Source organism: Psychrobacter sp. PSP (assembly GCF_024085615.1).
GTDB classification, from domain to species: Bacteria; Pseudomonadota; Gammaproteobacteria; order Pseudomonadales; family Moraxellaceae; genus Psychrobacter; species Psychrobacter pacificensis.
Genome location: NZ_JABLTF010000005.1, coordinates 77,896 through 90,282 on the forward strand (window position 1 = coordinate 77,896; position 12,387 = coordinate 90,282).

11 protein-coding genes are annotated in these 12,387 nt (G+C 44.6%); 2 read left to right on the plus strand and 9 right to left on the minus strand.

Going from position 1 to position 12,387, the window contains the following annotated elements; translation table 11 throughout:
* Window positions 1-15: 15 nt before the first annotated feature.
* The 4 genes from puuE to uraD all read right to left on the minus strand — a co-directional run bounded on the left by puuE (window position 16) and on the right by uraD (window position 3,502).
* On the minus strand, window positions 16-996 hold the full coding sequence (puuE, locus tag HL061_RS00390) for an allantoinase PuuE (RefSeq protein ID WP_093069017.1): 981 nt from the start codon (window positions 994-996) through the stop codon (window positions 16-18).
* Between the two features lie 82 nt (window positions 997-1,078).
* Window positions 1,079-2,401, minus strand: coding sequence for a urate hydroxylase PuuD (locus HL061_RS00395; protein WP_093069019.1), 1,323 nt, complete (start codon window positions 2,399-2,401; stop codon window positions 1,079-1,081).
* A gap of 93 nt (window positions 2,402-2,494) precedes the next feature.
* The gene (gene uraH / locus HL061_RS00400) at window positions 2,495-2,863 is read right to left on the minus strand and encodes a hydroxyisourate hydrolase (protein WP_093069021.1); all 369 of its coding nucleotides are present in this window, start codon (window positions 2,861-2,863) and stop codon (window positions 2,495-2,497) included.
* 117 nt (window positions 2,864-2,980) lie between these two features.
* On the minus strand, window positions 2,981-3,502 hold the full coding sequence (uraD, locus tag HL061_RS00405) for a 2-oxo-4-hydroxy-4-carboxy-5-ureidoimidazoline decarboxylase (RefSeq protein ID WP_093069023.1): 522 nt from the start codon (window positions 3,500-3,502) through the stop codon (window positions 2,981-2,983).
* A gap of 468 nt (window positions 3,503-3,970) precedes the next feature.
* On the opposite strand from uraD, the gene HL061_RS00410 reads away from it, so the two are divergent.
* On the plus strand, window positions 3,971-4,636 hold the full coding sequence (locus tag HL061_RS00410; protein WP_093069025.1) for a TetR/AcrR family transcriptional regulator: 666 nt from the start codon (window positions 3,971-3,973) through the stop codon (window positions 4,634-4,636).
* Window positions 4,637-4,742: 106 nt separating this feature from the next.
* Here HL061_RS00410 and HL061_RS00415 read toward each other — a convergent pair whose 3' ends face one another.
* From HL061_RS00415 to tolQ, 5 genes are all read right to left on the minus strand, one after another.
* Entirely contained in the window at window positions 4,743-6,149 is a 1,407-nt protein-coding gene (locus tag HL061_RS00415; protein WP_071001417.1) for a nucleobase:cation symporter-2 family protein, read from the minus strand.
* 480 nt (window positions 6,150-6,629) lie between these two features.
* Window positions 6,630-7,922 (minus strand): PD40 domain-containing protein, encoded by a 1,293-nt coding sequence (locus tag HL061_RS00420; RefSeq protein ID WP_071001418.1) that lies wholly within the window; start codon window positions 7,920-7,922, stop codon window positions 6,630-6,632.
* A gap of 278 nt (window positions 7,923-8,200) precedes the next feature.
* Entirely contained in the window at window positions 8,201-9,226 is a 1,026-nt protein-coding gene (locus HL061_RS00425) for an energy transducer TonB (RefSeq protein WP_227674245.1), read from the minus strand.
* Window positions 9,227-9,283: 57 nt separating this feature from the next.
* Complete coding sequence (gene tolR, locus HL061_RS00430) at window positions 9,284-9,745, minus strand: protein TolR (RefSeq protein ID WP_058025343.1); 462 nt, start codon at window positions 9,743-9,745, stop codon at window positions 9,284-9,286.
* Window positions 9,742-10,464, minus strand: a complete 723-nt coding sequence (gene tolQ, locus HL061_RS00435; protein ID WP_058025342.1) for a protein TolQ — start codon at window positions 10,462-10,464, stop codon at window positions 9,742-9,744. Before tolQ ends, tolR begins: the two co-directional genes overlap by 4 nt.
* Window positions 10,465-11,012: 548 nt before the next feature.
* On the opposite strand from tolQ, the gene HL061_RS00440 reads away from it, so the two are divergent.
* On the plus strand, window positions 11,013-12,308 hold the full coding sequence (locus HL061_RS00440) for an NCS2 family permease (RefSeq protein WP_093069039.1): 1,296 nt from the start codon (window positions 11,013-11,015) through the stop codon (window positions 12,306-12,308).
* The last annotated feature ends 79 nt before the right edge of the window (window positions 12,309-12,387 follow it).

Here is a 12,387-nt window from a genome sequence, read left to right on the forward strand (position 1 = left end):
AGGCAATGGCAAAAGCTACATCCAGTTGGCTGTGTTGTCTGGTGTTGCAGGATGGTTGTCGTACCAGTGTTTGGCGATCTCATCACGGCGGCATATCCACACGTCAGGCTTATTGGTGATGTATTGCAAAAACTGCTTTAACGCTTTGATACGTCCTGCCCGTCCAATAATGCGGCAATGCAAACCGATGGTCAGCATTTTGGGGGTTTCTGCGCCTTCTTCATAAAGGGTGTCAAAGCTGTCTTTGAGGTACTGATAAAACGGCTCGGCATGGGTAAACCCTGGACTCGAAGAAAAGCGCATGTCATTGGTCTCTAGGCTATAAGGGATGACCAAATGCGGCTTGCGTGTGATTAGATCGCCTTCTTGGGCTTTGACATTGAGCCAGTACGGCAGCTCATCGCCATAGGAGTCAGAGTCATAGTGATAGCCACCTTGTTCGACGACCAGCTCGCGCGTGTTTGGGCTATCGCGTCCCGTATACCAGCCGAGTGGCTGCTTGCCGAGCATGCGCTCAAATATGTTGGTTGCACGGCGGATGTGCTCACGTTCCGTCTCGCGGTACATATATTGATAAGTAATCCAGCGCAGGCCGTGACTGGCAATCTCATGACCGTCTTCTAATACGCGCTCGATAATATGCGGGGTTTTTTCGGCAGCGGCAGCACAAGTAAAAGTGGTGATAGGAGCGCCGTACTCTTTAAACACATCCAACACCCGCCACACACCAACACGGCTGCCGTATTCAAATGCAGACTCAATAGACTGGTGACGGTTGTTAAACTCGGGCGTACCCAAGATATCCGACAAAAAGCGCTCGGACTGTCCATCGCCATGGATGACGCTATTTTCTGCCCCTTCTTCGATATTCAAGACAAACTGTACGGCGATTTTTGCACCGCCTGGCCAATTGGCTTTTGGTGGCTTGCCACCGTAGCCTTTTAGGTCGCGTGGGTATGTATTTTGATTAAAATCACTGATGATTTTTTTGCTCATTGTTTATGTTCCTATATCTCGTAGAGCCTTAAATATTTAATTGAATATTGCTCGCCAAGGAAAGTTTTCTATTGATAACAAACTACAGGGATGATGCGTACGCTACAAGCTGCTGACGTTCTATATCTGTTAACTGAGTGATATTACCAAGTGGCATATAGCCAGTTTGTACCGCAGTGACGATTTTTGCTTTGTGTGTTTTTAGATCTTCTGGTGTTTGCAAAATGATACCTGCTGGCGGTGCGGCAAAGCCTTGCTGTGTGGGCTGCACTGCATGACAAGTGCTACAGCGTGTATGTACAACATCCATCATAGCGTCATCTACTGATGCGCTCACTGGTACGGCTTCAGCAGCAGTGGCGGCATTATTGCTAACACTGCTATTATTAACGTTATCAGTATTAGTAGTCGCGCTTGTAGCTGTTGGGGTGCTATTAGTTGTCGTAGGTGTTACTGCGGCAGTAGCGGGCATTGCAGGCGCTGGATCAATTGGTTCAGGTCGCATCCAAATAATTAATAATACGGTCAGTATGGCTGGGATAACCAAGTAGCGTGGTTTTTTATGCCCTAAATGTTTTTGGTTAAAATAATGACGTGCCGTTGCAGTGATAACGCCAACGAAGACCAATACCAACCAACCTTTTTCATGAGCATACATCATCGGATAGTGGTTGCTAATCATGGTAAAGATGAGTGGCAGAGTAAAGTAGTTATTCATCAGTGAGCGGTTTTTGGCTTGCAGTGCCAATTCAGCGACTTCTTTGCCCGGTTTTTCGCCGCGGCGTACACAATCAACGAGTGCGCGCTGCGCTGGCATAATACCGAAGAATACGTTACCGACCATCACCGTGCCCAAAATCGCCCCGATATGGATGAACGAGGCGCGATCACTAAACAGCTGATAAGAACCCCAACTCGCGATAACCAACAAGATAAAAATCAGGGTACTAAAGATAAAGGCGTTTTTGCCCAAATGACTGCGCACAATGACTTCGTAAATAAAGTAACTACCAAATAAAAACAGCAAGCTTGTCGCAATGGCACCGATACTGGTAAAAGGCACTTTGCTTGGATCGATCAGATAGGCAGTTGCATTGGCATAATAGACGATCGACATCATCGCCGCACCCGTCAGCCAAGTCGTGTAAGCTTCCCACTTAAACCAATGTAGCGTTTTTGGCATTTCCTCTGGTTCGAGCTTGTATTTGGCAATCTCATAAAACCCTCCGCCATGGACGGCCCACAGATCACCTGAGATGCCTTTGTCTGCTTTCCACTGTGGCGGCTTGCGTAGGCTCAGATCCAGCCACACAAAATAAAACGATGCACCAATCCATGCCACCCCTGCGATAACATGAAACCAGCGAAAAAATAAACTCAACCATTCGAGAAGATAGGCGCCCATGCGGTAAGTGTCCTTTAATATGACAATGTCTAAATAAAATGGCTATGAGCGGATAACGATTTTCGCTCACAGTTTTTTGATAATAAGGGTCAGTTATGATCCGCGGTAGGTACTATAACCATGCGCACTCAGAAGTAATGGCACGTGATAGTGGCTTGCGTCTTTTATCACAAAGTCGATGACTACCTGCGGATAGAATGCCGTCAGCTGCTGGGCATCAAAATATGCCTGAGTATCAAACGTCACGGTATAGCGCCCCGTATCTAGCTGACGCTCAGTGTCATCAATGCTTGACTCAAACTGCCAAGCATCTGGTGTCACGCGGCCATCGTGATTGGTCGTCCCATGCGCAAGCAGTATCGTGTCTCCGCTGTCTGGTACGCGGTGTAGGCGGACGGCGATATCAGCAGCAGGCGTGCCCAAATGAGTGTCTAAGATATGTGACGATAAGGTGGCAGACATAAGGCTTCCTTTGTATTTAGTAAAGACGTAAATAGAGTAATGATGCTAGCGTATTTGATAAGTAGAACGTCGGACAAACATCGATAGTAATAATGTGGTTTGATAGCTGTTGATCATCTAAGCATTACCTAATAGTTTGCTTAGACGTAAACGTGTGATTTTATTTTGCTCTGCGGCGGCATTGGCCAGCTCTGTGGCACGGTCGTTTGGCAGGCGCGCCAAGAGCAAATCGAGCATTTGCTGTGCGCTTTTGCCGGTTGCAAAGACAATAAAAATGAAACCAAATTTATCAAGATAATCTTGATTGCCTTTAGCGAGCGCTTCGAGTACATCGTCTGCCGCATCGTTAGCGCCAGACTGCTCATGTGCGGCGCTATCTTGTGTATTGCGATATTTCTCTTTTAAAGAAGCCACATTACCGATTTGTGGATGTCCATCAAATGCTTCTAGCAAGTTGGCCTCATTGGTTTGTACCTCATCCCAGATAGCGTCGCTATTCGCTAAGAGCGCATCGAAATCTGCAAAAGGACGCGCATTGGCAATTTTATTTGCCCAAACGCTACTGGTACAGCAGATTAAAAGCTGAGCAATAGCTACTTCCTGAGACAAATTATTAAATTGCGCTAAGGTTAAGCTCATGGTGATATCCTTTTTGTTGATATGACAGCCCATTATGTGGACTGGATAACTATTGTTTAATAAAGGTTTATACATGGTGGTTTTTTGCTTAGACTTAGCGATAGCAATCGATGTTTTTATGGTTCATTTTTTAGTTTTTCGACGTTTGCATTGTTATTTAAGCAAACCCACAGTGCGTATTTAAGTTGCTAGCTTTCTAATCATGATAAATTGACGATACAGAACGTATTTTTTGAGGAAATACTAATAGTTGAGCCGCAAAATGACATGGCAGTATAGTTTTGGTCGTAATACGTGTGATTTATAATTACCATTCTGCTAAAACCTGACTAATTGGTCAACTGTTTTATGAGAATTTTTTTATTTGGTGGCTCATGCTGCGAAAATCTGTGCATTGATATATAAAAACATTCAAAAATATAGCGACTATTTTGTCGAACCAGCCACTTGGAGTGAGATACCATTGTTATGACTCAAAATAATCAGAAAGAGGATATCCTGACTACTGATGCGCCATCGCATCGTAGTCAACAAGTTACGCGCGCGCACAATCAAGCGTTGATACTGGCAGCAGCTGAAGAGGAGTTCGTGCTCCAAAGCTATCGCGGCGCTACGATGCAAGGCATCGCTGATCGAGCAGGACTGCCTAAAGCCAACGTTCACTATTATTTTAAAAACAAAAAAAACCTATATATGGCGGTGCTACGCTCGATTATTGAAGAATGGAATGACGGCTTGGTGACCATGACAGTGGACAGCGATCCAAAAACTGTCATTGAAAAGTTTGTCCGTACCAAGCTGCATCAAGCTTTTGTCAATCCTAGTCGTCATAAGTTGTTTGCCATTGAGGTCATCGGCGGTGCGCCTCACTTGCACGAATTTATGTCAACAACGATGAAAGATTGGGTAAATGATAAAGCGCAAGTCATGAAAGAGTGGCATAAGCAAGGCAAGATTGGGATTACAGATCCCTTGCAACTACTAATTTTGATATGGGCGACGACCCAGCGTTACGCTGAATTTGAGATTGAAATTGTCGGCCTGATGGACAAAACAGCTTATGACGCAGAAGATGAAGCGCGCGCAGCAGATTTTCTAGTGCCTTTTATTTTACGAGGCTGTGGACTTGAATGATTATATACAGTTAAGTCATTGTGATTAAGCGATCACAGTGGACGAGGTGCATAAACAAATTTTATGGCACCTCGTTTTACTTTCAGACAGGGCTAAACATTCAAATTTATGCCACTTTTTGCGCTGTTTTTAAGCCATCTTCGGCATGTTGTTCAGCCGTATCAAATTCTACACCGTAGTTTTTTGGTAGGATTATATCAAGCGTGATTGCCACAATACCGGACATCGTCACCGCTGAGCCAAAGATGTTTTGGAAAAATTGCGGCGTCTGTGAGAGTACGTCAGGAACGAATGCAATACCCGTTGCTAATCCTAGTGACGTGGCGATAATCAAGACATTACGATGGGTAAAATCCACGGTGGATAGTATACGAATACCCGCAGTTGCGACAGTGGCAAACATCAGTAGCGTGACCCCGCCTACGACAGGCTTGGGCAGCTGCGTGAAAATCGCACCAAGGATAGGAAATAGACCCATCAGGCACAAGATACCGCCAACATAAAAACCAACATAGCGACTGGCAATCCCCGTCATCTGAATCACGCCGTTATTTTGGCTAAAGGTTGTCACAGGAAAAGTGTTGAATACAGCCGCAATCAGCGAGTTGACACCATCACCCAACACACCACCTTTAATGCGCTTCTCATAGAGAGGGCCTTTGATCGGTTCGCCTGAAATCATCGAGGTAGCGGTCAAGTCGCCTGAGGTCTCAATACTGGTAATGATGTACATAAAGGCAATGGGAATAAATGCCTGCCAATCAAAACCAAAACCATATTTGAAGGGAATGGGAACGGTGAAAAAATCCGCTTTAGACACCAATGAAAAATCAATGCGCCCCATAAATACGGCAGCGAGCAAGCCTAACATCAGACCGATAAAGATAGCACTTGAGCGAATAACCTTATTGTTAATAATGCTAATGAGCACCACACTGACGAGTACGCCACCACCTAAGAGTAGGTTTGGAATACTACCGAAATCCTCAGCACCAAACCCACCTGCCAAATCAGTGAGACCTACCTTTGTTAGGGACAAACCAATCGTGACAATCACACAGCCAGTAACAATAGGGCTCATAAATGATTTGAGTTTGGTGATAAATTGACTCAAAAATATCTCAACAAATGCACCGAGAAACGACACACCAAAGATAACGGATAAAATCTCTTCAGGACTACCACCGCGGTTTTTTACTACAAATCCTGCGGTCAATACTGCCGCCAAAAAACCAAAACTGGTGCCTTGTAATGCCATAAGGCCAGAGCCGATGGGCCCTACTTTTCGCGTTTGAATAAAAGTCGCGACTCCAGATACGATTAAGGACATGCTTAGCAGATAGGGGATATGTTCCCCTAAACCTAAAGTGCCACCGATGATTAGTGAAGGGGTAATAATACCAACGAAAGCAGCAAGTACGTGCTGTATGGCACCTAAGAATGCTTTGATAGGGTTGGGGCGGTCGTGCAGTCTATATAATAAATCAGTATTTGCTGGAACGTTTTCACTCATGGTGGTTTCCTCCTAGAATAACTGCTTAGCACCCAATTAGCTGTATATATCAGACAACGTAACAAATCATTAGATAAAAATTAAAACCCAATCCTTGACCTGTTTTTTATCGATTCAAATAATAGGGGTAAGTTCCCGACCTTAAAATAGACAACAGTAATAGTTTATATTTGTTGGCCAATATCTAAATAACCTGACCAATTAGTCAGACCTATTTAGGATATAGGTAAAATGAAAGTTAATGCAATGTTTTTTTTGGTACTAACCGGTTTACGGGTTTATTACTAACAATAAGGAAGAAAAATGAGTTCGAATGAAGGGTACCTAAGAAGAGTGCATAAGACGGCGGGCAGGTTTTACTAAGTAGGTTTTATCACTTTTCTTCTAGCAGCTTATGACACAAAAAAGCCTTAATCATATTCATTATGATTAAGGCTTTTTGTATGAGTAAATTCTAACGTTGTGATTCAGTTGCCTAAATTACTTTGGACTTGATGACCATACGGGTGAGCGGATGATGCCTTGTCCTGATTTGCCGAACGCTTCGCCACCATTCAATGATTTAATCGTTAGTACACCTTTGCCGCCTTGGGTTGACGCATAGACCACGCGCTTGCCATTGGGTGAGAAGCTTGGGGCTTCATCGATACCCGTATTACCAAGGTTGGTCGTCACCGCACCATTGCTATTCATAATCGCGGCTGAGCGTCCACTTAAAAAGGCGATTTGTGTTCCGTCGCTGCTAAACTGCGGACTGGTTGCATAGCCACCATTAGATACTTTGGTGGTGCGTCCCGAGCCAAACTCATAACGATAGACTTGTGGTTTATTGAATCCAGCTTTGTCACTGACAAATACAAATGACTTGCCATCAGGAGCGTAGCTTGGCTGCACCTCACTGCTTGGCAAATTAGTGAGGCGTCTAGGCGTACCGCCGCTTGCGCTTATCTCATAGATATCGGCGCTACCCTCAAAACTACTAGAAAATAGGATTTTGCTGCCATCAGGGGAGAATGACGGACTCAAGTTACTACCAGAAAAAGGCGTTAGCACACTGGCGCCGCCGCCGCTGACGTTTTGAATGTAGATGACAGGATATGATTTTTCACGTTGTACCGAGTAGGCAATGCGATTGCCGTCAGGTGACCATGCTGGTGAGAAGATAGACCCAGCTACCTCAGTGATGGTTTTGGCGTTTTCACCATCAGCATCCATCACTTTTAGACGAGAGACTTTTTGTTTGCCAGTGCCTGTTTCTTCTATATAAGCAATACGCCCTGAGAAATCCCCTGGAATGCCCGTAATCAGCTCATAGACTTTATCTGCGATGACGTGACCGGCGTAGCGCATGCTTTCTCTGTTATTGTCAGCGGTTAGGCTTTGCTTGCCTTCTATCACGCGACCAGATTTGACATCGATGACCTCGTAATCGGTGACGATTTTGCCGCGATTGGTACGAGTGCTGCCGACGACTAGATAGGGTATGCCCATACTTTGCCATACTGGCAGTGTGCCTGCCAGTTCGCTACTGCTGCGTGGCTGCTGCGGTAGGTTTTGGCTGGTGACTTTTAGTTCTGTATTATTCAAATCATTTAAAATAATAGGGGACAAAACAGAATCGCCTGCGAATGGTACAAACGCGACTTGGTTTTGTTGGACAGGAATCTCATAGTCCAATTCTAATACGACAGGGGCTGCGAGCACGTTTTGCGAGATAAGTAATGCTGAACTACCCGCAAGTAAAGAGGCTAGTAGTTTTTTATGAGTATACATGGGTCAATGGCGCTCCTAAAATTAATATGATAGTCATTTTTATAGTCGATGAGGCAAGTATAGATAAGTCAATTTAAAAATGACACAACGAGATTAAAGGCTATTTTTCGTAGCCTCTGGAGACGAAGTCACAGCAAGCAAGGAAAATAGTATTTAATCGAGTGTGTTTGTGATGCTATATCAGTTTTATTTGGGCTTTACTATATTTAGATGAAAAAACGATGCGATAAAAGCCGCTTAACATCACGTTATCAATAATACAAGACGCTAGCAACTGATTAATTGCTACCTTTAAACTGTATAGTAAAGGTAGGATATTTTGGGTCATCAGCATCGATTGGTAGGCTACCTGTGTTGAGCACTGCTTGTCTGGCAGCTTCATTGACGACGCTATCAGGACCAGATGCGGTGACATTGACCACGTCACCATTGGCATTAACGGTGATGTTTAAGGTGGCACGCTGGGTAGAGCCTTTCGCTGCGGTAGGCGGCGTATAGTTGCGCTTGATTAGATTGATGATTTCACTATTGCTGGCACCGCGACTACCACTTGAGGCAGAGCGACTACTACCTTTAGAAGTACTAGAGGTTGAGGTCTCGCCGGAGATGGTTGATTGACCATCTGAGAGACTAAAGGTTCGGCCTGCATTGCCAGAGCCATCGGTATCAATCTGTATATTACGATCGTTAGCCGTGGGGCGTCTGATCTTGGGTGGATTGTTTTGCTTTTGGCGAAAATCTCCAAGCCTTTTTTGCTCTTCGATCATCTGCTCTCTTTTGTCTTGCTCTACTTGATCAAGCTCCTCTATCGCGGATTCGTCTAGCTGCGCTGCCCACTCAGCCATTCTGCGCTCATATTCTTGGTTTTGCTCGCGCAGGCGTTGATGTTGCTCTTCACTCATAAGCATAGGCTGACTGGCAGGCTCGTCAGATCGCGTAAACACAGGGACACGCTGGGAGTTAGGCTGGCTTGGATTTTGAGCGCTTGAGCTACTACTACTTGAGGTTTCTTGTTGAGCGCTACTGGCTGAGTCGCTGGTGCTGCTGTCCATTTGCATGGCGCTGGCTGCTGCACGATTGGCCAATATCTGTCCTTGCATTTCAGCGAGCTGCTCAGGAGTTACCATGACCGTCTCGATGCTACCAGCAGTCTCAACCTCAGTGGTCTGATAGTTATAAATCAGTATGCCGATTATAAGACCATGTGCTAGCAAACTGAGTAATGTAGGCAGTGTTAGCCCGTTGCCTTCAGGTTCGGTGGGGACATAGACGGCAGGCGCATTATGCATGATATGGATACTCATGAACGTGGTTTATCGGATTGGCTGCTATGATGTGACATACCTATATAGAAGGTATAGCTATTGGAGTGATGGCGTCGGTAAAGGCGCACCAGTCAATAACCCTACTTTTTCAATACCTGCCTGCTGCAAAGTTGCCATGAGCGTCATGATAGCGCCATATTGGTTATTTTGATCAGCATTAATCATCACTTGCAATGGCTCAGTGTTGGTATTACCGCTCTGAGACTGTAAGTTGGATAAAGTGTTAATTAGCTCAGGCTCACTAATAGGCAAGTCGATATTATTTTCATAACTGATAAAAATCTCACCCTTGTCAGTCAATGAGACAATGACGGGCAACTGGCTCTGACTCATGGTATTGGTTTGCTCTTTTGGCAAATCAACATCGACACCCGTAATGAGCATGGGTGCGGTCACCATAAATATCACCAATAGCACCAGCATAACGTCGATGTAGGGAACGACATTCATCTCTGCATTCAGCGCTTTTTTCTCACGGCGATAGGGATTTGGTTTCATAGCCCATTCACCTGAGTGGCACTCACTTGCGTCTCTCTAGCAACGGGGATTTGCACACTGGTCTCGCGCTGTAGCATGCCTGTCATCTCGTCACAGAACAGTGCTCGTGAATCATAAAGACGGCTAGATTTTGCCGTAAAATGATTGTATGCCAATACAGCAGGAATAGCGGCAAACAAGCCCATGGCTGTCGCAATCAGCGCCTCAGCAATACCAGGCGCGACAGAGGCTAGGGTGGCTTGCTCGGTTTGCGACAGTCCCAAAAACGCGTTCATGATGCCCCAAACGGTTCCAAACAGTCCAATGTAAGGAGCCACCGAGCCGATACTCGCTAGCGTCGTCAGTCCTGACTCGAGTAATTGCTGCTGACGGCCCAAGCCGACACGCAGTTTACGTTCAACACCGTCGATGATGTCATCTTTAGGTTGACGCTTTTTATGCATTCTCAGGTACTCTGAAAATCCCACATAAAAAATCTGCTCAAGTCCTTGGCGATCAGGTGAGCCTTGTACGCCTTGATACAGCTTTGCTAAATCTTCGCCTGACCAAAACCAAGTCTCAAATTGTTGATCAAAGTTTTTGGCTGTACCGAGCCGCGCACTCATACGGAAAATAATGACCCAACTGAACAAAGAGGCTAATAGCAATAACGCCATCACAATCTGTACCAATAGACTGGCTTGGGTAATAAGATCAATAATATTTAATGATTCAGGCATGTAATGGACTCACGGATAATTGACAACAGCTGGTTTAAATAAAGACATCCAAACCAAACGAACCCTAAAAATAATAAGCATACTTTATCGTTGAATCTTAAGCGCAGTAAAGATCTCGGCAATCGGGTTTAGTAAGAGACTATTTGAGACCACGCTCAACCACTGAGACATCAACATAATAACCTGTTAGTTTACTTCTAAATAAAAGAAACGTCATTATTAATGTGTTAACCAGACAAAAAGTACGATACATCAAATATTTTAACAATATAGTGGCAACACGCCCTACTAGTATACATAAATGATTTGAGCTAGAGACTATAAGAAAATTCAAATTTGTATAGACTTTTTATCGTTATAAAAGTGGTGTTTTTAATTGTTTTTTATACGAGTTAGACATTATCAGCGATTGAGTTTGTAAGACAACTCGTCTAATATGTTACGCTTTGTTACTACATTATTCTTACTGCGGCATCGCCATTTTGCTGAGGTCATGTTTAGTTTTAGGTAGTGGTGATTTTTTATTAGCCAGTTGGGGGCGAACACTTATGAATGCAATTGAACGCTATTTTGGGATTAATGGTGACAATACCACGATCAAAACAGAAATCGTCGCTGGTATAACCACGTTTTTGACGATGGCTTATATTATCTTTGTTAACCCTAATGTCTTAGCCGATGCAGGTATGGACAAAGGGGCCGTATTTGTCGCAACCTGTGTGGCCGCAGCAGTCGGTTGTTTCATCATGGGTATCTATGCCCGACTACCAGTGGCATTAGCGCCAGGCATGGGACTTAATGCTTTCTTCACCTATGGCGTGGTCTTAGGTATGGGGTATGCATGGCAAACCGCGCTGGGTGCGGTGTTCTTGTCAGGTTGTATCTTTGTTCTATTAAGCCTCTTTAAGATTCGTGAGGCAATCATCAATGCGATTCCAAACTCTCTCAAAAACGGCGTGGTCGCTGGTATTGGTGCATTCTTGGCTTTTATTGCTTTGCAGAGTGCAGGTATCATCGTCAATCATGATGCGACCTTGGTTGCTCTTGGTGATATGACGTCATTTGGTCCTGTATTGGCATCTCTAGGTTTTGTCGTCATTATTGGTCTGTCTTATAAAAGAGTCCCAGGTGCGGTAACCATTGGTATTTTGCTGGTTGCTCTGATTAGTTTGCTAATGGGCTATACACAGTTTACCGGTATCATATCTGCACCGCCTTCAATCGCGCCGACACTGATGCAGCTCGATATCGCTGGCGCATTTGATGTGGGTATGATCAGTGTGATCTTCGCTTTCTTATTTGTGGACTTATTTGATACTGCAGGTACGCTAATTGCAACCACTAGCCAAGCCAAGTTGACTGACAAAGATGGCAATATTCCTAATATGGGCAAGGCGCTATTAGCAGACTCAACAGCGACAGTTGCAGGCTCTTTACTTGGTACGTCATCGACAACCAGTTATATCGAAAGTATCTCTGGTATTGCCTCAGGTGGCCGTACAGGATTGATGGCAGTCACTGTTGGTGTGTTATTTTTACTAAGCATTTTCTTTTCTCCATTAGCCGGTATGATCCCAGCCTACGCGACGGCCGGTGCCATATTTTATGTTGCCGTACTGATGATGGGCACCCTAAAAGACATCGACTGGAGCGACTTAACAGAAGCAGCGCCTGTTGTAGTTGTATTGCTGTTCACGCCGCTGACATACTCTATCGCTGATGGCATCGCACTTGGTTTTATCACGTTTACGGCGGTCAAAGCGATCTCTGGTAAGTTCGCTGATATCAGCATTGCTGTATGGCTTTTGACTCTTGTGCTATTGGTTAAAATTATCTTCTTATAAGGCGTATTGCGCTAGGTATGAGACCTAACCATACAACCCTCTTTATCACTTGATGGTAAAGAGGGTTTTTATTATTTGG